This window comes from Castellaniella sp. (assembly GCF_049671645.1).
Classification (GTDB): Bacteria; Pseudomonadota; Gammaproteobacteria; order Burkholderiales; family Burkholderiaceae_B; genus Castellaniella.
The window spans coordinates 12,322-37,795 of the sequence record NZ_JBATVG010000002.1 but is presented as its reverse complement, the minus strand read 5'-3'; the positions used below and the strand labels follow the sequence as shown (position 1 = coordinate 37,795).

Sequence of the window (25,474 nt, the reverse complement as noted above, 5' to 3'; positions counted from 1 at the left end):
GGTGCTTTGAAGGCCGAGGATAGACGAAGCGCCAACACATGTTTGACGACAAACAATAGCAAAATAGTTCTGAAGAGACATTCCAACGATAGCGCTGATCCCATCAGGCAGCCGGATCCTCATCCAGCCGTCCGATCAGCCCGCGCATCCACCACAGCAGCAACAGGCCCGGCAGGGCGATGGCCACCGTCATGACGAAAAACGCCGGCCAACCCAGATGCTCGACGAAAACAGGCGTCAGCGGCCCGGCCAGATACGTCCGACCCACGGCGGACAAGGCCGACAGCAAGGCGAATTGCGTGGCGGAAAACTGCTGGCGGCACAGGGCCATCAGCAGGGCGACAAAGGCGGCCGTGCCCAGACCTCCGCACAGGTTTTCCACCGCCACGACCACCGCCATCGAATACAGGTGCGGCGGAGTCACGGCCAGCATCCAGTAGCCCAGGTTGGACACCGCCTGCAGCAGGCCAAAGGCCATCAGGGCGCGGTACAGGCCCAGGCGCGTCATCAGGCCGCCGCCCGCCAGGGCGCCGATGATGGTGGCCACCAGGCCAAAGACCTTGTTCACCATGCCGACCTCGGTAACGTCGAAGCCGGCGCCCCGGATCAGAAAAGTCGTGGACAAGGCGCCCGCAAAGGCATCCCCCAGTTTGTAGAGCACGATCAGCAGCAGAATCGTCCAAGCGCCGGGCCGTCCGAAAAATTCCCGCAGAGGCGCGATGACGGCTTGCTGGAGATCCCGGGGCGGCTGCGCGGCATGTTCCGGTTCGGGCGCCCACAGGGTCGCCAACGACGCCAGCGCCATCAATGCGCCCATCAGCATGTAGGTTCTCCCCCAACCGAGCCACTGGTCGGCCAGGATCAGGGCCAGCCCCCCGGACACCACCATGGCCAGACGGTAGCCCATGACTTTCAACGCCGCCCCCGCCGCCCGCTCCTCATGGCGCAGGACATCCGTGCTGTAGGCATCGAAAGCGATATCCTGGGTCGCCGACAGGAAGGCCACCCACACCGCCAGCAAGGCCAGCGTCTGCAATTCGGGGCCCGGGGAAAAGAACCCCATGGCGGCGATTGACGCCGCCAGCAGCCATTGGGTCAGGAATACCCAGCCGCGCCGTCGTCCCAGCCACGGAGGCGCAAAACGGTCCACCAGCGGGGCCCATAGAAACTTCAGCGTGTAGGCGGTGCCGGCCAGCGTCAGAAAACCGATGCTTTGCAGGGACACCTGTTCCACCGTGGCCCAGGCCTGCAGCGTGCCGGTCGTCAGCGCCAGCGGCAGGCCGCTGGCAAAGCCCAGCACCAACAGGGGAGCAACGCGCCGGCGACCATAGACACGCCAGCCGTCCGTCATCCCTGCCTGCCCATGGGCGATTCGAAGCGGTAGACCGCCAGCGTACTGCGCCAGCCGCGCAGCCAGTGGACCTCAGTTTCGCCTCGGAACGTAGCCAGATGCGTGATGCGCAAACCCAGTTGGGCGGCCAGCAACTGGAAGTCCCTCAGGGTGCACAAATGGATGTTGGGGGTGTCGTACCACTGATAAGGCATCTGGTCGTTGACCGGCATGCGTCCGCGCAGGATCGACCAGCCATGCGGCCAGTAGCCGAAGTTGGGAAAGGACACGATGCCGTACCGGGCCACCCGCGCCATCTCGTGCAGGATGTGCTCGGTGTGATGCATGGACTGCAGGGTCTGCGACAGCACCACGGTATCGAACTGCTGGTCGTCGAACAGGGCCAGGCCTTCTTCCAGGTTTTGCTGGATCACCCGGACCCCGCGCCGCACGGCGGCGATCACCCGGTCATCGTCCAATTCCACCCCCGCCCCCTGCACCTGGCGGGTATTTTGCAGGTACGACAGCAGATAACCGTCGGCGCACCCCAGATCCAGCACCCGGCTGCCGGGGGCGATCCACTGGGCGATGCGCAGCAGGTCGATGCGCGGCGCGCCGTCGTCCTGCTGCCCGATGCCGGCCGAAGACGCCTGCAGGGGGGCGCGCGCCGGAGCGGCGACTGGCGTGCTCATGCCAACACCCCCGTCGTCCGGCGTCGTTCGCCCAGGCCCAGGCGCTGCGCAATCTGATCGTAATAGCCCTGCACAATGGCGTGATAGCGCACGTCCCCCAGCAGGAAAGCGTCGTGGCCGTGCGGGGCATCGATCTCGGCATAGGTGACTTCCCGCCGGTTTTTCAGCAGGGCCTGCGCGATTTCGCGGGAATGCTCCGGCGCAAAACGCCAGTCCGTGGAAAAAGACACCAGCAGAAACCGCGCCCGGGCCGGGGACAGCGCCAGGGCCAGGTCGCCGCCTGTCGACCGGGCCGGATCGAAATAATCCAGAGCGCGCGTCAGCAGCAGATAGGTATTGGCATCGAAGCGGCGGGAAAATTTTTCCCCCTGATGCCGCAGATAGGACTCGACCTCGAATTCGACGTCATAGTTATAGCGGTAATCGCCATTGGCATTGGGCGCGCGCTGGGCGCGCCCGAATTTGGCAGCCATGACCTCGTCTGACTGATAGGTGATGTGTCCCACCATGCGCGCCACCGACAACCCATGCGCGGGCACCGTGCCATGTGTGTAGTAATCCCCATCGTGAAAGTCCGGATCGGTCAGGATGGCGCGGCGGGCGACTTCGTTGAAGGCGATGTTCTGGGCCGTCAGGCGGGCCGTGCTGGCCACCACGATGCAGTCCCCCACCCGTTCGGGGCAGGTGATCGCCCAACTGAGCGCCTGCATGCCGCCCAAGGACCCGCCCATCACGGCGGCGAACCGGTCGATGCCGAAATGATCGGCCACCCGAGCCTGCGCCCGCACCCAGTCTTCCACCGTCAGCAGGGGAAACGCGGCGCCCCAGGGCTTGCCGGTATCGGGATCGAGCGTGGTGGGTCCGGTCGAGCCGAAACAAGATCCCAGATTATTGACGCCGATGACGAAAAAACGATCGGTATCGACGGCCTTCCCGGGGCCGACCATATTGTCCCACCAGCCGATCTGATCCGGCTGATCGGCATCCATGCCCGCCACATGGTGCGATGCATTCAGGGCATGGCAGACCAGTACGGCATTGCTGCGCTGGGCGTTCAGCTCGCCATAGGTTTCCACTGCCAGGGTATAGGACGGCAGCACCTGGCCGCTGGACAGGGTGAGCGGTTCGTCGAAAGACAGGAACTGCGGAGACACATAGCCGACGCTGCCCGTTGGCACGGGAGGGCGAAGGGAGGCGGCGGGATCGGCCGCGGCGGGATCGGGAGAAACGGCGATGGTGGTCATAGGACCTCTTTAGCTGGATTTATGGAGCGCCCGCAAGCGGATCAGGCAAATCGGCGCCAAGTCGTTGTTCATTCTAGCACTGCGCCCAGGGCTTGGCGCCCTGCGCGCCGTTCGAAATCCGTCGCCTTGCGCGCTGCTCCCCGGCCTCGCCGCAGACCCTGTCAGAACGGACAAAACACCCTGTTTCCTGTGACAACCCCATGAAGGCTTCGTGATACATTCGCTCACGTATAGGCGCAGTAGCCAATAACAATATCTCTATGGAGACCACCATGACACAACTGACCGCTCGCGAACATGACTGCCTGTACTGGGCATCCCAAGGGAAGACCAGCTGGGAAATGGGCCGTATCCTGGGAATCACCGAACGGACAGCCAATTTCCATATTGCCAATTCGTGCGACAAGCTGGGGGTCAGGTCGCGCCAGGCCGCCATCACGCAGGCCCTGCAGCGCCAATTGCTGGATCTGGACAAATTCGCCCGAACAGGGCCGGCGGAAAAATCCCCCCGCCGCCCGCTGCCGGACTACCGCCCCGACAAGCCGGACCCCGCGCCGCCCTGCCTTCGACGCAGCGCCGGGCCGATTCCCTACGTCAGCTAAAATCGGTTTATCCAGACCAACCCGGTACCGTTTATCATGACCCTGGCCTTCGACCGGCGCAGCCTGCTGGCTGCCCACCCCGAGCTTCTGCGCACGATCCGGCGCGGCATCGAGAAAGAAGGCTTGCGGGTGGATACCGGGGGGACGCTGGCGCGCACGCCGCACCCCGAATCGCTGGGTGCGGCGCTGACCAACCCGCACATCACCACGGACTATTCCGAAGCCCTGCTGGAACTGGTCACCAGCCCGGATGCGTCACCCGACGCCCTGATCGGGGAACTGACCGATATCCACACGTTTGTGGCGCTGCGCAATCCCGGCGAAGCCATCTGGAACCAATCCATGCCGGCTCACCTGCCGGCGCAGGCCGACATTCCGGTCGCCTGGTACGGCACGTCCAACACCGGCATGCTCAAGCATGTCTACCGCCAGGGCCTTGCCTGGCGCTACGGCAAGATCATGCAATGCATCGCGGGGGTGCATTACAACTTCTCCCTGCCGGAGCAGGCCTGGGATTTCCTGACGCCCGGCAGCACCCCGAAGGAACGGCGCAATGCGGGCTACATGGGCCTGATCCGCAATTTCATGCGGCATTCGTGGCTGCTGATGTACCTGTTCGGCGCCTCGCCCGCCATGTCGCGCAGCTTCCTGCAGAACGCCGGCCTGGAAGCCCAGCTGACCCACCTGAGCCCCGACACCTACTGCCTGCCCTGGGCCACCAGCCTGCGCATGAGCGACCTGGGCTACAAGAACCCTACACAGTCCGAACTGCACCTTTGCTATAACGATCTGGATACCTTCACGGCGCGCATCCACACCGCGGTCACCACGCCCTGGCCCGCCTACGAGGCCATCGGCACCCATCGCGACGGCCAGCGCATCCAGTTGAACACCAACATCCTGCAGATCGAAAACGAGTACTACGCCACGATCCGGCCCAAACAGACCGCCGGGCGCTGCGAACGACCCAATACCATCCTGCACCAGCGCGGCATCCAGTACGTGGAAGTGCGCTGCATGGACATCGACCCCTGGGAACCTGCGGGCATCTCCGCGGACACCAGCCGCTTCCTGGACGCCTTCCTGCTGTACTGCGCCCTGGAAGACAGCCCCCTGTTCCCCGCGCCCGGCACCTGCCAGGAAAGCCAGGCGAATTTCGCCCTGGTCGCCCGCGAAGGGCGCCGGCCCGGCCTGCGGCTCATGCGCGAAGGCCAGGCCGTCGAACTGCAAGATTGGGCGGACCGCATCCTGACCGGCATCGCGCCCTACGCGGAACTGCTGGACCAGCGCTCGGGCGATGCCCGGCACATGGACACGCTGGATCAACAGCACCAAAAGGTCCAGAAGCCGGACGCCACGCCTTCGGCTCGCCTGCTGGCGGCACTGCGCGACAGCGGCCAGGAATTCCACGATTGGACCCTGGCGCAAAGCCAGGCTCATTGGGCGGCTTTACAGGCTCGCGGGCTTCAGGCCGATACCCTGGCCGCCTACGATCAGGCCGCCCAGGACTCCCTGGCCGAACAGGCAGCCCTGGAAGCCTCGGACACGGAAGGCTTCGAAGACTACGTCGCCCGGTTTCACGCGGCGCTGGTGAAGGCGGCCTGAACGCAACGGCGTCCCGACCCACAACTTCAGGATGGAAAAATCATGTTCTCCGGCTTGAGCGCTTTTCCCCTGACCCCGATGTCCGAGAACGGCATCGACGAGGCGGCGTACATCCGCCTGATCGAGCGTCTGGCCCAGGCGGGAGTGGATTCCATCGGCGCGCTGGGCTCGACCGGCAGCTACGCCTACCTGTCCCGCGCCGAACGCTTGCGTACGACGCAGCTTGCCGTCCGGCATGCGGGCGGCGTGCCCGTCATGGTCGGCATCGGCGCCCTGCGCACGCGCGACGTGCTGGCGCTGGCACAGGACGCGCAGGCGGCCGGGGCCAGCGGCGTCCTGTTGGCTCCCATGTCCTATCAGCGCCTGACCGACGACGAAGTATTCGGCCTCTACGAGACCGTGACCCGCGCCCTGTCGATCCCGTTGTGCGTGTATGACAACCCCGGCACGACCCATTTCGAGTTCAGCGATGCCCTGCACGGCCGGATCGCCCAGCTGTCCAAGGTAGCCTCCATCAAGATCCCCGGCGTGCCGGCCGATCCGGCAGCGGCGCAGGCGCGGGTGGCGCGGCTGCGCGCGCTGATTCCCGCCCACGTGACCATCGGCGTCAGCGGCGACGGCTTCGGGGCCCTGGGCCTGAACGCGGGATGCGAGGCATGGTATTCGGTGATCGGCGGCCTGTTCCCGCAGCTGACATTGGACATCACCCGCGCCGCCCGGGCGGGGAACCCGCAGGAAGCGACCCGGCTATCAGATCGCTTGGCGCCGATCTGGGCGCTGTTCGCGCAGCACGGCAGCCTGCGGGTGACGGCAGCAGCGGCGGAAATCCTCGGCCTGGTCCAGTCGCCTTGCCTGCCCTTGCCGCTCAGATCGCTGGATGGACAGGCGCGACAGCACCTGAAGGCGGCCCTGGATCAGTTGCCGCACTGAGCCGTGACCACTTGCGGTGGTATATCCGGATCGCCGGGGCAGCACCGCGCCATGGCGACCGGACCGGTGCACGGCCCCCGCCAGAAACAACGCCATGAATATAGAACCCACACCCGCCACTCCCCAACTTCCGGACTACTGGCGAGACCGGTTCCTGCGGACAACGCCGGACCGCAGGAACGACCCGCTCCATATCCCGTCACCACGCCATGTACTCCTATCGCTGAGGGACATGCCGTACGCTCGCCCGCACGGCGGCAATACCGCCGAAGCCTGCGTATCCGAATGGACAGGCACCTGCTCGGCAAAGCACCTTGCCGCACATGAGTGGCTGACACTGATGGGCTATAGCCCCCGACTATGGATGGCTGCATATCTCATGGATTTCAGCCAGCCGTATTTTTCAGACGCGTTCAGGGCATCCGCCATCGGCACTCGGGTCTACGACGTCCATAATTTCCTGACCTGCGATCTAGGCCACGGAGACATCATCATCGACATCACATTTCCCCTGTCCTGGGGCCGTCACGGCTTTCCGGTGACTGTGGATTGGGATGGCAAAAGCGATTTCACACTGTGCTGCGCGCCGCAAGAGCGCATCGCTCTGAGTGACCTCGCATCTGCTGACAATCGCAAGCGCGCCTGGCTGCAAGCGTTGAACCCGAACCGGGCCCTGCAGCTTCGAGAAGCGGCGATCATGGACATGGCACGGTTCATCCAAACCGAAGGCACGCCCTGACTCACGGCGCACCCTTCGATGTGACGTTTCAGCCCAGCCGGAGTGGACACATTCAAAGCACTGCTGCAACCTGTGCCAGGCACCGAACCTCGAACCCAGGCACACCGCCAAGCACCGAATCCGTCTTAAGCGGGCTGCTTTAGGTAAAAAGGTATAATACATTGTGATATGACATTCAATGGGAGGCCTCCATGTCCACTACCATTGTCAAACTCTTCTGGTCCGGACGATCTCAGGCGATACGCCTGCCAAAGGCATTTCGATTCGATAGCACACAGGTCAGAATCCGGCAGCATGGCGCCGCAGTCATCATCGAACCCATTCCCGACAATTGGTCGTGGCTCGACGACCTGAACAAACCGGACCAGGACTTCATTGCCGAAGCCACCAAGCAACCAGCACCCCAACACCGCGACGAACTGGACACCCTGTTCAAATGATCCGGTACCTGCTTGATACCAATGCGGTCATTGCCGTACTGAAAGAGCCCCACGGCCCTGTCAGCCGACGCTTACGGAAATGCGATCCCGAAGAGGTCGCCATATCGTCGCTGGTCATGCACGAATTGTTTTACGGCGCCTTTCGCAGCCAACGGGTGACGCACAACCTGGCCGTCGTCGACAGCCTTCAGTTCCAGGTCCTGGAATTCGACCAGGAAGACGCCCGCTACGCTGGCGAGATCCGCGCCCAACTTGCTCGACAAGGAACACCCATCGGGGCCTACGACGTCCTGATCGCGGGCCAGGCACGCGCCCGAACGCTGTGTCTGGTCACCCGCAATGTGCGTGAATTCGACCGCGTATCAGGCCTGAATACTGAAAACTGGCAGAGCGATTGATGCCGTGAGGACGCCGCTATGCGACGACGCACGCGACCCGACAACGGCATTAGCCGCAACGCGCGCAAGCTGCGCATGCGACTTCAATTCAAGGGGCTTCGAGGCTTACCGCATGGGGCCTGGCCCGATGCGATCGGAACGGTATCTTCAACCGTATGGAAGGGACTCATCCGCAGATGGGATAGAGCCTGAAAACTGGCGCGCCCGACAGGAATCGAACCTGTATCAGAAGCTTCGGAAACTCCTATTCTATCCATTGAACTACAGGCGCAGCGATCATCGGCCTCACGGCCGGAACCCGCGCGTATCGTTGCGATGCGCGGGCTCGACATTGTAGCGGGTTTATCCTATCCCTGCAGTGTACCGGGGCTGTCGCTATAATCGAAGGTTGAGGCCTGTAACAGAAACAGTCGGGCGACACCGGCGACAGGCCAACGGCCGCATTCCACTATCCCAGGACCAGGAACCCATCATGAGTCTCCCAGAACACGCCGAACACGGGCACGGGCACGAAAGCCCCATCAAGACACCGAAACAGCTGCTGATCACGGTCGTGCTGGCCTTCGTCATTCCCATCTCGGTCATTATTCTGCTGGTCAATCTGGTGGGATCCTCGATCCGCACGGGCTACGGCTCCAACAGCCAGACCGAAGAAGCCATCGCGAAGCGCATCCAGCCGGTGGCCGGGTTCAAGCTGGTCGACGCCAATGCGCCGAAAGTCTTCAAGACCGGCGAACAGGTCTTCCAGTCCACCTGTGTGGCCTGTCACGGCTCAGGCGTGGCCGGGGCGCCGAAATTCGGCGACAAGGACGCCTGGGCGCCGTTCATCAAACAGGGCTTCGAAGACCTGGTCAAGAACGCGATCCACGGGATCGGCGCCATGCCGCCCAAAGGCGGCAACTCCTCGCTGGATGACTTCGAAGTCGCCCGCGCCGTGGCCTACATGACCAACCATTCCGGCGCCGACTTCCCGGAACCCAAGGAACCTGCCGGCGACAAGGCGGCCGCCCCTGCGGCCGCGCCCGCCGCCGCTGCCAAGCCCGCCGAGCAAAAGCCGGCCGCTCAGGCCGCCGCCCCCAAGGCGGCTGAAAAACCCGCAGAACAACAAGCCGCCCCGAAGGCTGAAGCTGCTCAAGCCTCCGCCGGCAATACCGTGGGCGAAAAGCTCTACAAATCCGTCTGCATCACCTGCCACTCGGTGGGCGTGGCCGGCGCGCCGAAATTCGGCGACAAAGCCTCCTGGGACCCCTTCATCAAGACCGGCCTGGACACCATGCTGAAGAAAGCCATTTCCGGCGTGGGCGCAATGCCGCCGCGCGGGGGCTCGCAAGCCACCGACGACGAGCTGAAGGCCGCCATCCAGTACATGGTGGACGCCGCCAAATAAGCGGCTGCGCGTCATCCCTGGTTCCCAACCCCCGATGCCGGGTCCGGCTCGGGGGTTTTTCGTGCCTAGGCGGGCGCGTCGCGTATCCGGGATACCCCGCATGATTCAAACAATCGTTTGAATTAGAATAGGCACGTTATTCTGCGGGAGACACTCCTCATGCACCATCCCTTAGCGGCCTCGCTGCACCAGACCATGACCCTGCCGGTCATGGCCGCCCCCATGTTCATCGTGTCCAACCCGGAGCTCGTGATCGCGCAATGCGCCAGCGGCATCATCGGGTCCATGCCGGCCCTGAACGCCCGTCCACAGGAAATGCTGGATGCCTGGCTGACGCAGATCGAGGACGGCCTGGCCGCCTTGCGGGCCGCCGACCCCGAACGGCCGATTCCGCCCTACGCCATCAACCACATCATCCACCAATCCAACGACCGGCTGCAGGCGGACCTGGAAACCTGCGCCCGGCACCGCGTGCCGCTCATCATCACCAGCCTGCGGGCTCCCAATCAGGTGGTGGACGCCGTGCACGGCTGGGGCGGCAAGGTCTTTCACGACGTCACGACCTTGCGGCATGCGCAAAAGGCCATCGACGCGGGGGTGGACGGCCTGATCCTGGTCTGCGCCGGGGCCGGCGGCCACGCCGGAACCCTGTCGCCCTTCGCCTTGCTGGGCGAGGTCCGACGGATATTCGACGGACCGATCTGCCTGTCCGGCGCCATCAGCCGGGGGCAGGACATCCTGGCCGCTCGCGCCATGGGTGCGGATTTCGCCTATGTCGGCACACGCTTCATCGCCAGCGCCGAGGCCAACGCTCAAGCCGAGTACAAACAGATGATCGTCGAGTCAGCCGCCGCAGATATCGTCTACACCCCCTACTTCACCGGCATCCCCGGCAATTATCTGAAACCCTGCGTGCGCCAGCTCGGTCTGGACCCGGACCAACTCCCCGCAGCCCAGGGCACGAACTTCGGCAGCGACAGCAAAAAGGCCTGGCGCGACGTCTGGGGGGCTGGACAGGGGGTGGGCAACATCGACGCCGTGCGCCCCACGGCCGACATCGTCGCCCGCCTGCGCGACGAATACCAACAGGCCGCCCAATCGCTGCGGGACGGTTTCATCACGGAGACCTGCTCATGATCCGCCAGACTCGCAACGGCGCCATCCTGGAGATCCTGATCGACCGGCCGGAGCGGCGCAACGCGCTGACCGACGCCATGTACCGCGAAATCGACCGGGCGCTGCAGGCCGCCGACGCAGATCCCGCCTGCGCCGCCGTCATCCTGCATGGGGCGGGCGGCCACTTCACGGCCGGCAATGATCTGGCGGAGTTCCAGATGCCGCAAGACAGCAGCGACGTGGGCTCCATCGCGTTCCTGCATACGCTGGCCAGCGTCAACGTGCCCGTCATCGCCGTCGTCCAGGGGCAGGCGGTGGGCGTGGGCGTGACTCTGCTGGCCCATTGCGATTTCGCCTATGCCGACCGCAGCGCGGTCTTTCGTCTGCCTTTCGTCTCGCTGGGCCTGTGCCCCGAAGGGGCATCCAGCTTTCTGCTGCCCCGGCTGGCGGGCCCCCGCCGCGCCGCGCAATGGTTGCTGCAGGCCCAGCCCTTCGATGCCGATCAGGCCCTGGCCGGACAGTTGATCAGCGGCATCCAGGACGACCCGCTGTCAGCCGCCCGCGCGTGCGCCCAGGCTCTGGCCACGCAACCCGTCCAGGCCGTGCGCGCCAGCAAGCAGCTGCTGCGCGCGCCTGAGCGCGACACCGTGCATCGGGTGCTGGATGCCGAAGCCGCCGTCTTCTTCGAGCGCCTGAAAAGCGCCGAGGCTCAAGCGGCATTCCAGCGATTTTTCGCCCGCAAGGGCTGAGCGCCAGGCAAAAATCGGGGCGCCCAGGGGGCCGGATCAGCACATGCTGACCCGGCCCCTGGCGTTTCGCTCCCAGCGATCCGCGAACCGGCTTCGTGGTTTTCACCACACATCCATGCACAATTTTGACCCTAGGGATGGCATTAGGGTTTACCCCTAGCTTTATCCTAGGGTTTACCCTATACTGAGCGTATCGAAAGTCTGAATCTTCTGAAACAGGAGTCAGTTATGAACTACGCTCACACCCCGAACCTGATGTCTGATGCGCTGGAACGCGCCTACGCCCATACGTTTCTGAACGAAACGCAACCTCTGTCCCTGAAAAAGGGCCTGCGCACCGTGGGACGCGCGCTGAGCCGAGGCGCCAAGGCAGTGGGTCGCGGTATCGTGGCCGTCATCAATGCCCAGGCCGAGGCGCGTGCCCGCAACATGCTGTACAACCGCACGCCCTGGTAATCAGGGTCGGGCCCCGCCTGCGGGCGACGGCCCCAGCACACCGGAACACCCGACAGCCACATCGTCTTTGACGGTGTGGCTGTTTTTCATGGGCGTCTGAGCAGATTCTTCAGGCTGCTCAAGGCCCGGTCGGGGTCCATGTCGGATGCCCCCGGCGCAGAACCATCCGCCTGCACCTGCAGGCCCATCTCGGCAATGAAACGCGAAGGCTCGCACATGGTGTCTTCGCGCCCGCGCCGGCGCTTGCGGCACCAACTGATCTGCAAGGTGCGCTGGGCCCGGGTGATGCCGACGTACATCAGACGGCGCTCTTCCTGGATGCGGCGCACCCGGGCCGCCATCGCCGCTTCGCTGACGTCGCCCTCGCCATCACCGCCGCGATGCGGCAGCAGGCCTTCCTCTACCCCGATCAGGTACACATGCGGGAATTCCAGGCCCTTGGACGCATGCAGGGTAGACAGCTTGACCGCATCCGGCTCCTCGTCATCCGATCGCTCCAGCATGGTGACCAGCGCCACGTGCTGCACCAGTTCCAACAGCGTCATGTCGTCTTCGTCGGCCTTGCGCTTGAGCCATTCCAGCAATTCCAGCACATTGGTCCAGCGCGTCTGGGCCTGGCGCTCGTCGAGCGTGTCGTAGAGATGGCGTTCATAACCCATGGCGGCCAGCAGGTCGTCGAGCACCCGGGCGGCGTTGTCTTCGCGCAAGCCATCGATGCCCACCGCCGCGCCGGCCAGGCCGGCGGGCGCTGCCGGTGAAGCATCGGGCCCGGGCGAGGCCCCGTCGCCATCCGCCCCGCCAGGCGCCGGATCCGGATCGAATGCCAGCAGGTCGCCCTGCGCCGACGCCCCCGGCAAGGGCGGCACCGCCCCGCCGCGCCGGGCGGCCCGGCCCTGAAAGTGCTGGATCAGATGGACGAATCCCTGTACGGCATCCCGCTGGCGGGCCGCGGGCAGGATCGCCTCTGTCACGCCGACCGCGACGGTGAACAGGGACACCCCCTGCCGCGCCGCCTCGGCGCCCAGGGCTTGCAAGGTATTCTGGCCGATCCCCCGCCGGGGTGTCGTCGCCGCCCGGATGAAGGCAGGGTCTTCATCTTCATTGGCGATCAGCCGCAACCAGGCCAGCACATCGCGGATTTCCGCCTTATCGAAAAAACTCTGGCCGCCGGACACGGTATAGGGAATGCGCAGGGTGCGCAGCGCCTGTTCCATGACCCTGGCCTGATGGTTGCCCCGATACAGGATGGCGAAATCCTTCCATTGCGCCTGGCGTTCGAACCGGGACGCCGACAAGCGCATGGCGATGGATTCCGCCTCGATCAGATCCGAGTCCATCGGGGTGACGCCGATGGGATCGCCCACCCCCAGATCGGACCACAGCGTCTTGTCGAAGGTCTTGGGATTATGGCTGATCACCTGGTTGGCTGCCTGCAGGATGCGCTGCACCGACCGATAGTTCTGTTCCAGTTTGATGACCCGCAGCTGCGGGTAGTCGCGTTCCAGTTGCGCCAGATTCTCGACCGTGGCGCCGCGCCAGGCATAGATGGCCTGATCGTCGTCGCCCACCGCCGTGAGCATGGCCCGGTCGCCGCACAGCAGCCTCACCAGCTGATACTGGCAGGCATTGGTGTCCTGGTATTCATCCACCAGCAGATACTGCACCCGCGCCTGCCAGCGCTGCCGCACGGACATGTCATCCTGCAGCAACCGCGCCGGCAAGAGAATCAGATCGTCGAAATCGACCGATTGGTAGGCCCGCAGCGTGGCCTCGTAGCTGCGATAGACGCGAACGGCTTCCGCCTCGTCCGGCCCCTGAGCCACCCGGGATGCGCCATCCGGGTCCAGCTGGGCATTCTTCCACAGGGAAATCGTCTGCTGGACGGCCCGCAGACGGGCGCGGTCCGTGGTGGCCAGCAGTTCCTGGATGATGCCCTGGGCATCGGTGGCATCCAGGATGGAAAAGCCGCGCTTGAGCCCCAGGCCGGTGTATTCCTCGCGCAAGAACCGCAAGCCCAGGGAATGGAAGGTGCCGACCGTCAGACCGCGCAACAACCGCGCTTCCACCAGGGTGCGGACCCGTTCGTTCATTTCCCGCGCGGCCTTGTTGGTGAAGGTCAGCGCCACCACATGACGGGCCTGGTAGCCGCATTCCCGCAGCAGGTAGGCCATTTTCCGCGTGATCACGCGTGTTTTTCCGCTGCCGGCGCCCGCCAGCACCAGGCAGGGGCCATTCAAATAACGCACGGCTTCGTGCTGGCTGGGATTGAGATCCATCTCAGATTTCCTGGGGATCGATTTCAAGCCCCCAGCGCACCGGCCGCCCCGCAACCAGGGCCTCGGCCTGCGGCAGCAGGACTCGCAGCAAACCGTGCAACGCGCCACGGCGCGGGGATTCGATCAGCAATTGGGCCCGTTCGACCCGCGCCACCCGCACGATCCGCAGGGGCACCGCATCGTACAGGCAGACCCCCGCCGATTCCGGCAAGGTATCCGCCTGCGCCCGGACGGCCCGCAGAAAGTCCAGCGCATCCGCCAGATGGGTCGCCTGGGCCGTGAGCAGCGCCTGGCTGGAAAACGGCGGCAAGCCCAGGTCCTCGCGTTCGGCCAGAGCGGATTCGGCAAAACGCACATAATCATGCCGGCACAAGGCCTGATAGACCTGCTGGTCGGGATAATCGGTCTGCACCAGGACTTGCGCTCCCCCCGTTCGCCGCCCCGCGCGGCCCGCCACCTGCATCAGTTGGGCGAACAAGCGTTCCGGCGCCCGGAAATCCTGGGCAAACAGCATGGCGTCGGCGTTCAACACGCCGACCAGCCCCAGTCGCGCGAAATCGTGGCCTTTGGACACCATCTGAGTGCCGACCAGGATATCGGCCTGACCAGCATGCACCTGGGCGAACAGCGCCTCGGCGCTGCCCTTGCGTCGTGTCGCGTCGGCATCGATACGCACGATACGCGCCTGGGGAAAGCGTTCCGCCAGGAATTCCTCGACCCGCTGCGTGCCCCGCCCCATGGGCTGCAGATCCTGATCGCCGCAATCCGGGCAGGCGCGAGGCACAGGCCGGGCGTCGCCGCAGTGATGGCACTGCAGTACCGCCCGACGCCCGCCGGCCCGATGCAGCACCGTATGCGCCGTGCACCGGCGGCACTGGCTGACCCAGCCGCAGGAGGGACAGCGCAGCACCGGGGCGTAGCCGCGCCGATTCAGGAACACCAGGCTCTGTTCGCCCTGTTCCAGCCGGGCAGCCAGCGCCTGCAGCAACTGCGGCGTGAAACCTTGTTCCAGCTGCGCCCGACGCGTATCGACCAGGCGGATATCCGGCAGCGGCTGGGCCTGGGCGCGTTCCGGCAGGGATACCAGCCGGTAATCCCCGCGCTGGGCGCGGCGCCAGCTTTCCAGGGACGGGGTCGCCGACCCCAGCACTACGGGAACCCCCAGATCATGTCCCCGCCAGACGGCCAGGTCGCGGGCCGAATAACGCAGCCCGTCTTGCTGTTTGTAGGAGGAATCGTGCTCTTCATCCACCACGATCAGGCCCAGGCGCGGCAAGGGTGTCATCAGCGCCAGCCGGGTGCCCAGCAACAGGGCGGCCTGGCCCCGGGAAGCCCGCAACCAGGCCCGCAGCCGTTCGCCATCGGACAGGCGGCTGTGCAGCACGGCCAGATCGCCCGGCGCCGCGCACAAGCGCATCCTGACGATCTGCTCCAGTTGCGGAGTCAGATTGATTTCCGGCACCAGGATCAAAACCTGCCGCCCCTGATCCAGCACTTGGCGGGCCAGCCGCAGATACAGCTCGGTCTTGCCGCTGCCCGTCACGCCATGCAGGAGCGCCACGCCGCGCCCGGCCGCCAGCAAGGCGCGCAGTTGATCCAGGGCGGCGCGCTGACCCGTCGTCAATGCCACCGGATCCGAACCGGAACCATCGCCCGCCGCAGCCCGCGCGGCGGCGCCCGGCCGCCGATCGGCCCGGCTGACGGGACCGCCGGCTGCCCGGGCGCCGGTATAAGCGGCCGGCTTGCGCAACGGCGGCGGCAGCACCGGCAACAGCACCTCGCCCAAAGGGCGGTGATAGTACTGCGCGGCGAAGTCGGCCAGCCGCAACCAATCGGCCGGCATGGGCGGCAGATCATCCAATACCGCCTCGATCGGACGCACGCGGTCGGCGGACACCGCCGGATGTTCCCGCACGGCCCAGACCATGCCCACCATGGCCCGGCGGCCGAACACCACCCGCACCCGCACCCCCGGCGCAACCGGTGCGTCATGGGAATAATCGAACAGCCCCGGCAAGGGGACGTCCAGCGCGACCGCCAGATAGACCGGAGCGGCAGGCCCGCCGGGGTCATCCGGGCGCGAGGAGTCGGGCGGTTCAAGCATGAGAACGAATTTTCCCGGCCTGTGGATAACTTTGTGGAGAAAGAGGGAACAAATGGATCAACACCAGTTCCCTGTGCGAGTCAAGACTTGTCAAAATACCAGTATTTCTTGATTTTTCGTTTTAAATCAATTGATTAGAAAGAAAATCAAGATTCATTCCAGGATTGTCGGTGTTAACCCCGACATTCGCAAAATTGTGCATAAGCACAAAAGTCAAGCGTCCCGGATCCTTTGACCCGGGACGGCCCGCCATCAGGCATGGTAAGCGCGGCTGGCGGTGTGGACTTCATCCACCAGGGACAGAACGGCCTCTGGCGGGGTGAACTGCGAAATGCCATGGCCCAGGTTGAACACATGCCCGCCCGCCCCCACCGCGCCGAAATCCGCCAACACGCGGCGGACCTCCGCGCGGATGGCGGCATCGCCGCCAAACAGCGTCATGGGGTCGAGATTGCCCTGCAAGGCCACGCGATCTTCGACAACGCGGCGCGCCGTTGCCAGCCGCGCGGTCCAGTCCAGCCCCACGGCATCGCAGCCGACATCGGCAATTTCCTGGACCCACTGGCCGCCGCCCTTGGTGAAGACGATCACAGGGATGCGCTGCCCTTCGTATTCACGCAGCAAGCCATTGAGCACCTGCCGCGTGTAGTGCAGGGAAAACTGCTGGAACAGCCCATCCGCCAGCACGCCGCCCCAGCTGTCGAACACCATGACAGCCTGGGCGCCGGCGCGGATCTGGGCATTCAGATAAGCCTGCACGGCCTGGGCATTGATGTCCAGGATGCGGTGCAGCAAATCGGGGCGCTGATAAAGCAGGGTCTTGATCTGCCGGTAGTCGCTGCTGCCCTGGCCTTCGACCATGTAACAGGCCAGCGTCCAGGGGCTGCCGGAAAACCCGATCAGCGGCACATCGCCATCCAGTTCGCGACGGATCAGGGACACGGCATCGAAGACGTAGCGCAGGCGATCCATGTCGGGCGGCTGCAAGGCGGCAATCGCGGATTCGTCCCGCAGAGGCCGTTCGAAACGCGGCCCTTCCCCGGCCACGAACTGCAGGCCCAGGCCCATGGCGTCGGGCACGGTCAGGATGTCGGAAAAGAGAATTGCCGCATCCAGCGCGAAGCGGCGCAGCGGTTGCAGCGTGACCTCACAGGCGTATTCCGGGTTCTGGGCCAGACCCATGAAGGAGCCTGCCTGGGCGCGGGTCTGGTTGTATTCGGGCAGATAACGTCCCGCCTGGCGCATCATCCAGACCGGGGTATAAGGCACGGGCTGGCGCAGCAGCGCACGCAGAAACACATCATTTTTCAACTGAGTCACGTCAGGTTTCCTGTGGACGGTCGCGCGATTCACGCGATAGCAGCTTGATCGAAGGGCGACTCTGGATTTTACCCGGCCTGGGCCCGAGGAGGGTCGGCGTCCGGATCCGTCCGGTACGGCGCGGGATCGATATCGTGCTTGCGCATCAGGGCCCAGAACGCGCGGCGGTGTTTCTGGGCCATACGGGCCGCCAGCGTGATGTTGCCGCCATGGCGGCCGAGCGCCGCGCGAATGTAGGCCCGCTCGAAACGAGCCACTACCTGGCTCTTGGCATCGCGAAAGGAATCCCGCGACGTCGCCCGCTGCATGGCCAAGGCCACGGCGTACGCTTCCAGTTCAGCCCCCGAGCGGTCCAGGATGGTATGACACAGGTCGGCTTCGGTGGGTCCTTGGGCTGCCAGCGCCATGTTTCCGGGTAGCGCCCGGCTGCCGTAGACGGGTTCGGGTTCGGCCACGCAGGCGGGCGCCAGCCGCCCCAATGCGCTTTCCAGCCGGGCGCGCAGTTCTTCCGGGCAAAAGGGCGGCCGCAGGAAATCGGACACCCCCAGGGCGATCAGATCGTGCACGGCCTGGGCCCGCAAGCCGACGGCGTAGACCAGCAGCATCGCAGGCAGGCGGCCGGCGCGCGCCGCCAGCGCCGTGCGCCACAGCGGCAGCGACGATTCATCGGCATACAGCAAGCCGGCGTCGTACCGGCCATGTGTCAGCGCGGGGTCGTCAAACAGCGTATCGATCACCTCATGGTGCCGCTGCAGGGTATGCAGGTGCAGGCGCCCGGCCAGATGAATCCCCTTCAGGGCTTGGACCCAGCAAGGTTGTTCCAAGGTCAACAGCGCGCAATCCAGTCGTTCTCGCATACCAGGCCTCTTTGGTGGTCGCGGGGTCTCGGTCTGACAGCCGCCGCCCCGCCGGAACACCAGAATAGGCACGCACGCCCGCGCCGCCTAGTCGCAAAACTACGCTAGGGTTAACCCTCATTTATGCGCTGATCAGCGCCTTTTTGAAACTTATCGCTGGATTCAGGTGATTTTCAGCAATATCCACTGAAACCCCGGTGATAGCATGGCGCCAATTTTATTCGGGAAGCAGGAGACAGCATTGGAAGCACTGAATACGTTCGTCAACGACATCAACGGACTGGTGTGGGGCCCGCCCATGCTAGTGCTGATTCTCGGCACGGGATTTTTCCTGATGATCCTGCTGAAATTCATGCCGCTGCGGCGCATCGGCACGGGTTTTGCCATGATCTGGCGCGGCCGCCATCGCGGCGATGCCGCCACCGGCGAGATCAGCCCCTTCGAAGCCCTGATGACCTGCCTGGCGGCCACTGTCGGGACGGGCAACATCGCCGGGGTGGCAACGGCCATCGCCGTGGGCGGCCCCGGCGCGCTGTTCTGGATGTGGTGCACGGCCCTGGTCGGGATGGCCACCAAATATGGCGAAGTCGTCGTGGCCGTCCACTTCCGTGAAAAGGACGAACGCGGCGAACACGCAGGCGGTCCCATGTACGCCATCAAGAACGGCCTGGGCCGGAAATGGCTCTGGCTGGGGTTCGCCTTTGCGATCTTTGGCGGCTTCGCCGGCTTCGGCATCGGCAACATGGTCCAGGTCAACAGCATGGCCCTGGCGCTGGAATCCACATTCTCGGTGCCCACCTGGATCACCGGCGTCGTCACCATGGTCCTGATCGGCCTGGTCATCCTGGGCGGCATCAAACGCATCGGCGCGGTCGCGGCATCCCTGGTGCCGTTCATGTGCGTAGCCTACGTGCTGGCGGGCCTGGTCGTGCTGTTCGTCAACGCCGACCGCATCCCGGAAGCCCTGAGCCTGATCTTCACCCACGCCTTCTCGCCCATTGCCGCCACCGGCGGTTTTGCCGGCGCCGCGGTCATGGCCGCCATCCGGTTCGGGGTCGCGCGCGGCATCTTCTCCAACGAAGCCGGCCTGGGGTCGGCCGGGATCGCCCAGGCCGCCGGCACCACCAGCAATGCGGTGGAATCGGGCCTGATCGGCATGATGGGCACTTTCATCGACACCATCATCATCTGCAGCATCACCGGACTGGCCATCGTCTGCTCGGGCGTATGGACCAGCGGGGAAAGCGGGGCCGCCCTGTCCGCCGCCGCCTTCGAAGTGTCCATGCCGGGCATCGGCGGCATCATCCTGACCATCGCCCTGGTGATCTTCGCCTTCACCACCATCCTGGGCTGGAGCTACTACGGTGAAAAGTGCTGGGAATTCCTGCTGGGCTCGAAATCCACGCTGCCGTATCGCATCATCTGGGTCGTCGCCATCCCCTTCGGCGCCATCACGCAGCTGGACTTCGCCTGGCTGCTGGCCGATACCCTGAACGGCCTGATGGCGCTGCCCAACCTGGCCTCGCTGATCCTGCTCAGCCCGGTCATCCTGAAACTGACGCGGGACTATTTCCGGGGCCGCGCCCAGGTCGGCGAACTGAGCGCTCAGACGAAATAAGCCGCTCACGGCGCATCGCCATCGCCACGGCGGCCCAGGGCTGCCGTGGTTTTTTATTTTTGCGCCACGTGGCAGCGAAACAGGTGCTGCAGGGCATCCGCATCGCACAACAGCGACTGCGGCCGCTCGCACCCTTGCGTCGCCCACGGGCAGCGTTCCCGGAAAAAGCAGCCGGCGGGCAAGGCTCGATTGCCTGGCAGCTCCACCGGCGCGGCGGGCGCGTCCTCCACCCAGGGTCGATCCAGGCGCGGCACCGCGTCCAGCAACTCGCGGGTATAAGGGTGGCGAGGAGACTCCAGCACGGCGGACGCCATCCCCTGCTCGACGATCTGGCCCAGGTACATGACGGCGACCCGGTCGCACAGATGCCGCACGACGGACACATTATGCGAGATCAGCACGTACGTCAGCCCATAGCGGCGACGCAAGTCCTGCAGCAGATTCAGGATCTGCGCCTGCACGGACACATCCAGCGCCGAGGTCGGCTCATCCAGCACGATCACGTCGGGATCGGAAGACAGGGCGCGGGCGATGGCGATACGCTGGCGCTGGCCGCCGGAAAACTCATGCACGTAGCGATCCAGCGTTTCGGGCCGCAGGCCGACCTGAACGGCCAGTTCGGCCGCCCGGGCGCGCAACGCCGCCTTGCCCTGGCGCGCAGCCTGCCCCGGTGCGGGCCGCCGCCCCCGGACGACGACAGGCTCCACGATGACCTTCCAGGCCGGCAAACGCGGATCCAGTGAAGACTGAGGGTCCTGGAACACGATCTGGATATTGGCCGGACGGCCATCGCCGCGCGGCAGGCGCCGCACATCCCCGTCGGTGGGCGGCAACAGCCCCATCAGCACCTGGGCCAGCGTGCTTTTGCCGCAGCCGGACTCCCCGACGATGCCGAAAGCCTCGCCGCGCCGGATGCGCAGGTCGATGCCATTGAGCGCATGCGCGGACTGCACGACACGGCCACGCCAGTCGCGCAGCATGGGGAATCGGACGCGGACATCCCGGACTTCCAGCACCAGATCCTGTTCCGGCCGGTCTGCGCCGGCAGCCATCGCCGCCCCGGAATCGGCGATCGTCATGCCCGCCTCCCGCTCGTGTCCGCGACCGACCGCGCCAGGGGATGCCAGCAGGCCAGTTGGCGGTCTTCCGGCGTCTCCGCATCGGCGGAGGCAGGCCCCGCGCCGGCTGCGGGAAAGGGTTGCAAGACAGGCCGCTGACGGCACGCATCGTCCGCAAAAGCGCAGCGGTCGAAAAACGGACAGCCCGAGGGCGGGTGGCGCATGTCCGGCACCCGCCCGGGGATGGCGGCCAGCGCCGAGCCCGGCGCGACGCCCTCGGGCAGGCCATCGAGCAAGCCCCGCGTGTAGGGATGGCGCGGGTCTTGAAGCACCTGCCGCGTCGACCCCTGTTCGACCACCATCCCCGCGTACATCACATACACGCGATCGCACAGCTGGGACACGACCGCCATGTCGTGCGTGATGAACAGAATGGCGGTGCCCCGTTCGCGCGCGTGGTGGCGCAGCAACTGCAGGACCTGGCGCTGCACGGTGACGTCCAGCGCCGTCGTGGGTTCGTCCGCGATCAGCAGGTCCGGATCGCAGGAAAAGGCCATGGCCACCATGACGCGCTGCCGCATGCCGCCCGACAGCTCGAAGGGATAGGCCCGCAACACCTGGGCCGGGTCGGGGATCATCATGTCGCGCAGCAGGGATTGCGCCCGGGCCAGGGCATCGCGCCGACGCATCCGACGATGCGCCCGCAGGACCCCGGCCATCTGCTCGCCGATCCGTTGCGTGGGGTTCAGGGCGGTCATCGGTTCCTGGAAGATCATGGCGGCGCGGCGTCCACGCCATTGGCGCACCAGCGATTCCGACGCGGACAGCACGTCGTCGCCCCCCAGATGCAGGCTGCCTTCCGTGACGCGGTAGCCGCCAGGCGGCAACAACCGCAGGGCGGTCATGGCCGTCACGGATTTTCCGGACCCCGATTCACCCACGATGCCGACGATTTCCCCCGGCATGACACGCAGGCTGACGCCATTGAGCGCCCGGACGGCCCCGCCGAAGACGGGGAATTCCAGCGACAGGCCGCGCACGTCCAGGATGGGGATGGCGTCCGGGCTCATTTCACCCTCGACTTCGGATCGAGCAGATCCCGCACGCCATCGCCGACCAGATTGCAGGCCAGCGCCGTCACCAGGATGGCGCACCCCGGCGTCACCGTGTACCACCATTGATCCAGCAGGAAATTGCGGCCCGTGGCCACCATGGCCCCCCATTCCGCCGTCGGCTGCTGAGCCCCCAGGCCGATGAACCCCAGCGCCGCCGCCATCAGGATCGCGCCGCCCACGTCCAGCGTGGCCTGGACCACGATGGGCGAGGCGGCATTGCGCACCACGTGCCAGCTCACCACATGGCGCCTGCTGGCGCCGAACGTCCAGGCGGCCTGCACATAGGCCATCTCGCGAATACTGAGCGTCTGTCCGCGCGCCAGCCGCACATAAAAGGGGATCCGGACCAGGGTGATGGCCAGCATGGCGTTGAACAGGCTGGGCCCCAGGGCGGCGGCCAGCGCCATGATCAGCACCAGCGAGGGGACGGACAATACGACATCCATGGTCCGCATGATCAGGCCGTCGATGCGCCCGCCCAGGATGCCGGAGAAACAGCCGACGATCGCACCGACCACGCTGGCGCACCCGGCCACGAACAGCCCCACCCCGATGGACTGCTGTCCGCCGTACAGGACCCGGCTGAAGATATCGCGCCCGACCTCGTCCGTCCCGAACCAGTGCTGCGCGGACGGCGCAGCCAGGCGCTGGACCAGATTGATCTGTTCCGGGTCGTAAGGGGCCACCCAGCCGGCCAGACCGACCGCCAGGCCGATCGCAAGCAGGATCAGCACGCCCAGAAGCATCAGGGGGCTGCGACGCAACTGATACCAGAAATACGTCATCCGATCCCCCGGATGCGCGGATCCAGCCGCCGATACAGCAGGTCAACCAGCAGGTTCAGCACCACGTAGGCGAAAGACACCACGACGGCAAAGCCCATGACCGCCGGAAAATCCAGCGCCTGGATCGAGTCCACCACGTAGGCCCCCATGCCCGGCCAGCCAAAGACGGTTTCCGTCAACACCGCGCCGTAGAGCAGGTCCCCCAGGGCCAATCCCAGGACGGTGACGGACGGAATCAGGGCATTGGGCAAGGCGTGGCGCAACACCACGGCCCAGGGCGACAGGCCGTAGGCCCGCGCGGTGCGCACGTAGTCTTCGCTCAGTTGCTCCAGCACGGAAGAACGCACCTGGCGGGCCACCACCCCCAGATGCACGAATCCCAGGGTCGCGGCGGGCAACAGCATATGCTGCAGGGCGCTGCGCCACACCGGCCAGTCGCCGGCCAGCGCTGCATCGATCAGATACAGCCCCGTGACGCCGGGCGGAGGAGTCATGCCCTGGTCGATGCGCCCGCCGCCCGGCAACCAGCCCAACTGCCCGTAGAAAATGACGATCAAGCCCAGGCCCAGCCAGAACGCCGGCGTGGAAATGCCGGCCACGGCCAGCATCCGGGCCACGTGATCCGTCAGGCGATTGCGGTAGACCGCGGACAGCACCCCCAGCGGAATGCCCAGCAGGGTCGCCAGGATCAGCGCCACCAGCGCCAATTCCAGCGTCGCCGGGAAAAAGGCGGCGATATCCTGCAAAACGGGACGATGCGTGCGGATGGATGTGCCCAGGTCGCCTTGCAGCAGTTGCCCCATGTAGTGCAGGTACTGTTGCGGCAAAGGCAGGTCCAGGCCCAGTTGCGCGCGGATGTGGGCGACGATTTCCGGCGTGGCCCGATCGCCCGCCACCAGTCGGGCCGGATCGCCGGGCACCAGGTGCGAGATGATGAAGGTGATGAGGGACACCCCCACCACCACCCACACAAGGCTGAACAGGCGCCGGCCTACGACCGGCAGCCAGGCCCCATTCATGCCAAAGGCCCTTCGGGACCCGGCCCGTCAAGGGCCAGGGCGACGAGCGGACACCGCATCATTTCTTCATGTCGGCGACGTTGAAGACGCGTTCCAGCATGGGATTGAAGACAAAGCCCTGCACATCCGCCCCCAGGCCGGCCTGATAGTTCTTCTGGTACAGGTAGGCGTAGGCCGCGTCCTTGACGACCTGTTCCTGGACTTTCTTGTACAGGGCGATGCGCTGGGCCTGGTCGCTGAGCGTGGCGGCCTCGCGCAGCCAGCCGTCCACCTGCGGATTGGAATAGAAGGACCGGTTGCCGGCCAGCCCCTTTTTATCCGAATCGAACCAATAGCTGGTGAACATGTAGGGGTCGGCGAAGTCCGGGCTCCAGTTGCCGATGGAAATATCGAAATTGCCCTGGCCCAGGTTTTCGCGCAGGGTGGCATTGGCCAGTTTCTCGAGTTTGACCGGGACGCCGACCGCCGTCAGGTTGGCCTGCACGGTCAGGGCGATGGGCTCCCAGGCCGGATCCTGGGTGGAATACCGCAGCAACAGCGGGGATTTGACGCCGCCGGCCTTCTTCACCAGGGCCTTGGCGGCCGCCACATCCTGCTTGGGTTGCGGCAGGTCGGCGTCGTAGCCCCACATGCCTTCCGGAATCGGGCCGCGCATCTGCTTGGCCTGCCCCATCATGATGCCATCGACGATGCCTTTGTAATCCAGCGCGTCCACGACCGCATGGCGCAGGTCGGCGCTTTGCAGCGGGCCTTTGGCGTTGTTCAGATACAGATAGGTGACGCGCAGCGACGGAAACTCCGCCACGTGCACGGCCTTGTCCTTCTTCAGGGCCTGCAACTGATCGACCGGAAGTTCCTCGGCCACGTCCAGATCGCCTTTTTGCAGCTGCAGGCGGCGGGCGGAGGATTCGGGCACGATCTTGACCACGAATTTATCCAGCGTGGGCTTTTTCGATCCAGCGTAATGCGGGTTGCGTTCCAGCAGCAGCGCCTGGCCCTTTTGCCAGGAAACCAGTTGGTAAGGCCCGGACCCCGCCGTATGGCCGGACAACCAGGCATCGGCATCCGGGCGCTGCATGGCCTTGGGGTTGACGATGGAGGCGCCATTGTTGGCCAAGGTGTACAGGAAGGGGGCGAACGGCTTTTTCAGGGTGAAGCGCACCGTTTTGGCATCCACCGCATCGATCCGCATGTTGGCGGGGAAGGCCTCGGACGGCCCCTGCTTTTTCGCCAGCAGCCGTTCAAAAGACAGTTTCACGGCCTGCGCATCCACCGCTGTGCCGTCCGCGAACTGCTGGCCGGCGTTCAGGGTGAATGTCCAGACCAGATTGTCGGGGGAGGTCGTCCAGCTGGCGGCCAGGTCGCCCTCGACCTCGGTCGAACCCTTGCCGTCGACCTGTTTGTAGCGCATCAGGCGCTGATAGGCGGGATATGTGACGGTCCAGTCGTTGTTGTCGATCGTGACCGCCGGGTCCAGCGTCTGGGGGTCGGCGGGCTTGCCGATGACCAGGGTGTCGGCAGGCGTCGCCGCCACCGCACCGCCCGCCAGGGCCAAGGCCCCGAGTCCCATCATGGCGGCCATCACGACCCGGCGCGCACCGGTCTGAAATATGGATTGCATGGTGTGTCTCCGT

At 65.3% G+C, this 25,474-nt stretch carries 23 protein-coding genes, 1 tRNA gene and 1 riboswitch; of the genes, 11 read left to right on the top strand and 13 right to left on the bottom strand.

What is annotated here, in order from left to right:
* Nucleotides 1-103: 103 nt before the first annotated feature.
* The 3 genes from WBG56_RS00340 to metX all read right to left on the bottom strand — a co-directional run bounded on the left by WBG56_RS00340 (nucleotide 104) and on the right by metX (nucleotide 3,266).
* On the bottom strand, nucleotides 104-1,351 hold the full coding sequence (locus tag WBG56_RS00340) for a muropeptide transporter (protein WP_424264575.1): 1,248 nt from the start codon (nucleotides 1,349-1,351) through the stop codon (nucleotides 104-106).
* On the bottom strand, nucleotides 1,348-2,022 hold the full coding sequence (gene metW, locus WBG56_RS00335) for a methionine biosynthesis protein MetW (protein WP_424264574.1): 675 nt from the start codon (nucleotides 2,020-2,022) through the stop codon (nucleotides 1,348-1,350). Before metW ends, WBG56_RS00340 begins: the two co-directional genes overlap by 4 nt.
* Entirely contained in the window at nucleotides 2,019-3,266 is a 1,248-nt protein-coding gene (gene metX, locus WBG56_RS00330; protein WP_424264573.1) for a homoserine O-succinyltransferase MetX, read from the bottom strand. The genes metW and metX overlap by 4 nt, the downstream gene beginning before the upstream one ends.
* Nucleotides 3,255-3,333, bottom strand: a riboswitch (SAM riboswitch). (Overlaps the previous gene by 12 nt.)
* A gap of 205 nt (nucleotides 3,334-3,538) precedes the next feature.
* Here metX and WBG56_RS00325 point away from each other — a divergent pair.
* The 6 genes from WBG56_RS00325 to WBG56_RS00300 all read left to right on the top strand — a co-directional run bounded on the left by WBG56_RS00325 (nucleotide 3,539) and on the right by WBG56_RS00300 (nucleotide 7,980).
* Nucleotides 3,539-3,868 (top strand): helix-turn-helix domain-containing protein, encoded by a 330-nt coding sequence (locus WBG56_RS00325; protein ID WP_424264572.1) that lies wholly within the window; start codon nucleotides 3,539-3,541, stop codon nucleotides 3,866-3,868.
* A 33-nt stretch (nucleotides 3,869-3,901) separates the two neighbouring features.
* On the top strand, nucleotides 3,902-5,473 hold the full coding sequence (gene gshA / locus WBG56_RS00320) for a glutamate--cysteine ligase (protein WP_424264616.1): 1,572 nt from the start codon (nucleotides 3,902-3,904) through the stop codon (nucleotides 5,471-5,473).
* A 42-nt stretch (nucleotides 5,474-5,515) separates the two neighbouring features.
* The gene (locus tag WBG56_RS00315; protein WP_424264571.1) at nucleotides 5,516-6,403 is read left to right on the top strand and encodes a dihydrodipicolinate synthase family protein; all 888 of its coding nucleotides are present in this window, start codon (nucleotides 5,516-5,518) and stop codon (nucleotides 6,401-6,403) included.
* A 232-nt stretch (nucleotides 6,404-6,635) separates the two neighbouring features.
* Nucleotides 6,636-7,142, top strand: a complete 507-nt coding sequence (locus tag WBG56_RS00310) for a hypothetical protein (RefSeq protein WP_424264570.1) — start codon at nucleotides 6,636-6,638, stop codon at nucleotides 7,140-7,142.
* Between the two features lie 191 nt (nucleotides 7,143-7,333).
* The gene (locus tag WBG56_RS00305; RefSeq protein ID WP_424264569.1) at nucleotides 7,334-7,582 is read left to right on the top strand and encodes an antitoxin; all 249 of its coding nucleotides are present in this window, start codon (nucleotides 7,334-7,336) and stop codon (nucleotides 7,580-7,582) included.
* Complete coding sequence (locus WBG56_RS00300) at nucleotides 7,579-7,980, top strand: type II toxin-antitoxin system VapC family toxin (RefSeq protein WP_424264568.1); 402 nt, start codon at nucleotides 7,579-7,581, stop codon at nucleotides 7,978-7,980. Before WBG56_RS00305 ends, WBG56_RS00300 begins: the two co-directional genes overlap by 4 nt.
* 196 nt (nucleotides 7,981-8,176) lie before the next feature.
* Here WBG56_RS00300 and WBG56_RS00295 read toward each other — a convergent pair.
* Nucleotides 8,177-8,251 (bottom strand) — tRNA-Arg (locus tag WBG56_RS00295).
* A gap of 201 nt (nucleotides 8,252-8,452) precedes the next feature.
* Between WBG56_RS00295 and WBG56_RS00290 the strand changes: the two genes are divergently transcribed.
* From WBG56_RS00290 to WBG56_RS00275, 4 genes are all read left to right on the top strand, one after another.
* Nucleotides 8,453-9,367, top strand: a complete 915-nt coding sequence (locus tag WBG56_RS00290) for a c-type cytochrome (protein WP_424264567.1) — start codon at nucleotides 8,453-8,455, stop codon at nucleotides 9,365-9,367.
* A 159-nt stretch (nucleotides 9,368-9,526) separates the two neighbouring features.
* A complete protein-coding gene (locus WBG56_RS00285; protein ID WP_424264566.1) occupies nucleotides 9,527-10,504 on the top strand; it encodes an NAD(P)H-dependent flavin oxidoreductase in 978 nt (325 codons plus the stop codon).
* Nucleotides 10,501-11,232, top strand: coding sequence for an enoyl-CoA hydratase-related protein (locus WBG56_RS00280; protein WP_424264565.1), 732 nt, complete (start codon nucleotides 10,501-10,503; stop codon nucleotides 11,230-11,232). Before WBG56_RS00285 ends, WBG56_RS00280 begins: the two co-directional genes overlap by 4 nt.
* A 228-nt stretch (nucleotides 11,233-11,460) precedes the next feature.
* Nucleotides 11,461-11,688: a hypothetical protein gene (locus tag WBG56_RS00275; protein ID WP_424264564.1), complete on the top strand. Its 228-nt coding sequence runs from the start codon at nucleotides 11,461-11,463 to the stop codon at nucleotides 11,686-11,688.
* 86 nt (nucleotides 11,689-11,774) lie between these two features.
* Here the strand turns inward: WBG56_RS00275 and WBG56_RS00270 are convergent, their stop codons facing one another.
* The 4 genes from WBG56_RS00270 to WBG56_RS00255 form a co-directional block, all read right to left on the bottom strand.
* Nucleotides 11,775-13,964 (bottom strand): UvrD-helicase domain-containing protein, encoded by a 2,190-nt coding sequence (locus tag WBG56_RS00270; protein WP_424264563.1) that lies wholly within the window; start codon nucleotides 13,962-13,964, stop codon nucleotides 11,775-11,777.
* 1 nt (nucleotide 13,965) lies between these two features.
* Nucleotides 13,966-16,068 (bottom strand): primosomal protein N', encoded by a 2,103-nt coding sequence (locus WBG56_RS00265; protein WP_424264562.1) that lies wholly within the window; start codon nucleotides 16,066-16,068, stop codon nucleotides 13,966-13,968.
* A gap of 252 nt (nucleotides 16,069-16,320) precedes the next feature.
* A complete protein-coding gene (gene hemE, locus WBG56_RS00260; RefSeq protein ID WP_424264561.1) occupies nucleotides 16,321-17,388 on the bottom strand; it encodes a uroporphyrinogen decarboxylase in 1,068 nt (355 codons plus the stop codon).
* Between the two features lie 68 nt (nucleotides 17,389-17,456).
* On the bottom strand, nucleotides 17,457-18,245 hold the full coding sequence (locus WBG56_RS00255) for a helix-turn-helix domain-containing protein (RefSeq protein ID WP_424264560.1): 789 nt from the start codon (nucleotides 18,243-18,245) through the stop codon (nucleotides 17,457-17,459).
* A gap of 298 nt (nucleotides 18,246-18,543) precedes the next feature.
* Between WBG56_RS00255 and WBG56_RS00250 the strand changes: the two genes are divergently transcribed.
* Nucleotides 18,544-19,863, top strand: a complete 1,320-nt coding sequence (locus WBG56_RS00250; RefSeq protein WP_424264615.1) for an alanine/glycine:cation symporter family protein — start codon at nucleotides 18,544-18,546, stop codon at nucleotides 19,861-19,863.
* Nucleotides 19,864-19,916: 53 nt separating this feature from the next.
* Here the strand turns inward: WBG56_RS00250 and WBG56_RS00245 are convergent, their stop codons facing one another.
* From WBG56_RS00245 to WBG56_RS00225, 5 genes are read right to left on the bottom strand one after another with little or no spacing between them, the layout of a single operon-like run.
* Nucleotides 19,917-20,942, bottom strand: coding sequence for an oligopeptide/dipeptide ABC transporter ATP-binding protein (locus WBG56_RS00245; RefSeq protein WP_424264559.1), 1,026 nt, complete (start codon nucleotides 20,940-20,942; stop codon nucleotides 19,917-19,919).
* On the bottom strand, nucleotides 20,939-21,991 hold the full coding sequence (locus tag WBG56_RS00240) for an ABC transporter ATP-binding protein (protein ID WP_424264558.1): 1,053 nt from the start codon (nucleotides 21,989-21,991) through the stop codon (nucleotides 20,939-20,941). The genes WBG56_RS00245 and WBG56_RS00240 overlap by 4 nt, the downstream gene beginning before the upstream one ends.
* Nucleotides 21,988-22,821, bottom strand: a complete 834-nt coding sequence (gene ddpC / locus WBG56_RS00235) for a D,D-dipeptide ABC transporter permease (RefSeq protein WP_424264557.1) — start codon at nucleotides 22,819-22,821, stop codon at nucleotides 21,988-21,990. The genes WBG56_RS00240 and ddpC overlap by 4 nt, the downstream gene beginning before the upstream one ends.
* Entirely contained in the window at nucleotides 22,818-23,840 is a 1,023-nt protein-coding gene (locus tag WBG56_RS00230; RefSeq protein WP_424264556.1) for an ABC transporter permease, read from the bottom strand. The genes ddpC and WBG56_RS00230 overlap by 4 nt, the downstream gene beginning before the upstream one ends.
* 58 nt (nucleotides 23,841-23,898) lie before the next feature.
* A complete protein-coding gene (locus tag WBG56_RS00225) occupies nucleotides 23,899-25,461 on the bottom strand; it encodes an ABC transporter substrate-binding protein (RefSeq protein WP_424264555.1) in 1,563 nt (520 codons plus the stop codon).
* Between the last annotated feature and the right edge of the window lie 13 nt (nucleotides 25,462-25,474).

What these genes read in the sequence shown, in the direction of transcription:
- WBG56_RS00240 (WP_424264558.1), bottom strand. Translation starts at nt 21,991, where the DNA reads ATGAGCCCGGACGCCATCCCCATCCTGGACGTGCGCGGCCTGTCGCTG.
- WBG56_RS00290 (WP_424264567.1), top strand. Translation starts at nt 8,453, where the DNA reads ATGAGTCTCCCAGAACACGCCGAACACGGGCACGGGCACGAAAGCCCC.
- WBG56_RS00270 (WP_424264563.1), bottom strand. Translation starts at nt 13,964, where the DNA reads ATGGATCTCAATCCCAGCCAGCACGAAGCCGTGCGTTATTTGAATGGC.
- metX (WP_424264573.1), bottom strand. Translation starts at nt 3,266, where the DNA reads ATGACCACCATCGCCGTTTCTCCCGATCCCGCCGCGGCCGATCCCGCC.
- WBG56_RS00305 (WP_424264569.1), top strand. Translation starts at nt 7,334, where the DNA reads ATGTCCACTACCATTGTCAAACTCTTCTGGTCCGGACGATCTCAGGCG.
- WBG56_RS00225 (WP_424264555.1), bottom strand. Translation starts at nt 25,461, where the DNA reads ATGCAATCCATATTTCAGACCGGTGCGCGCCGGGTCGTGATGGCCGCC.
- WBG56_RS00255 (WP_424264560.1), bottom strand. Translation starts at nt 18,245, where the DNA reads ATGCGAGAACGACTGGATTGCGCGCTGTTGACCTTGGAACAACCTTGC.
- WBG56_RS00265 (WP_424264562.1), bottom strand. Translation starts at nt 16,068, where the DNA reads ATGCTTGAACCGCCCGACTCCTCGCGCCCGGATGACCCCGGCGGGCCT.
- WBG56_RS00300 (WP_424264568.1), top strand. Translation starts at nt 7,579, where the DNA reads ATGATCCGGTACCTGCTTGATACCAATGCGGTCATTGCCGTACTGAAA.
- WBG56_RS00230 (WP_424264556.1), bottom strand. Translation starts at nt 23,840, where the DNA reads ATGAATGGGGCCTGGCTGCCGGTCGTAGGCCGGCGCCTGTTCAGCCTT.
- WBG56_RS00325 (WP_424264572.1), top strand. Translation starts at nt 3,539, where the DNA reads ATGACACAACTGACCGCTCGCGAACATGACTGCCTGTACTGGGCATCC.
- WBG56_RS00315 (WP_424264571.1), top strand. Translation starts at nt 5,516, where the DNA reads ATGTTCTCCGGCTTGAGCGCTTTTCCCCTGACCCCGATGTCCGAGAAC.
- WBG56_RS00275 (WP_424264564.1), top strand. Translation starts at nt 11,461, where the DNA reads ATGAACTACGCTCACACCCCGAACCTGATGTCTGATGCGCTGGAACGC.
- WBG56_RS00280 (WP_424264565.1), top strand. Translation starts at nt 10,501, where the DNA reads ATGATCCGCCAGACTCGCAACGGCGCCATCCTGGAGATCCTGATCGAC.
- ddpC (WP_424264557.1), bottom strand. Translation starts at nt 22,821, where the DNA reads ATGACGTATTTCTGGTATCAGTTGCGTCGCAGCCCCCTGATGCTTCTG.
- WBG56_RS00285 (WP_424264566.1), top strand. Translation starts at nt 9,527, where the DNA reads ATGCACCATCCCTTAGCGGCCTCGCTGCACCAGACCATGACCCTGCCG.
- WBG56_RS00310 (WP_424264570.1), top strand. Translation starts at nt 6,636, where the DNA reads ATGCCGTACGCTCGCCCGCACGGCGGCAATACCGCCGAAGCCTGCGTA.
- WBG56_RS00340 (WP_424264575.1), bottom strand. Translation starts at nt 1,351, where the DNA reads ATGACGGACGGCTGGCGTGTCTATGGTCGCCGGCGCGTTGCTCCCCTG.
- metW (WP_424264574.1), bottom strand. Translation starts at nt 2,022, where the DNA reads ATGAGCACGCCAGTCGCCGCTCCGGCGCGCGCCCCCCTGCAGGCGTCT.
- WBG56_RS00245 (WP_424264559.1), bottom strand. Translation starts at nt 20,942, where the DNA reads ATGACGATCGCCGATTCCGGGGCGGCGATGGCTGCCGGCGCAGACCGG.
- WBG56_RS00250 (WP_424264615.1), top strand. Translation starts at nt 18,544, where the DNA reads ATGCTAGTGCTGATTCTCGGCACGGGATTTTTCCTGATGATCCTGCTG.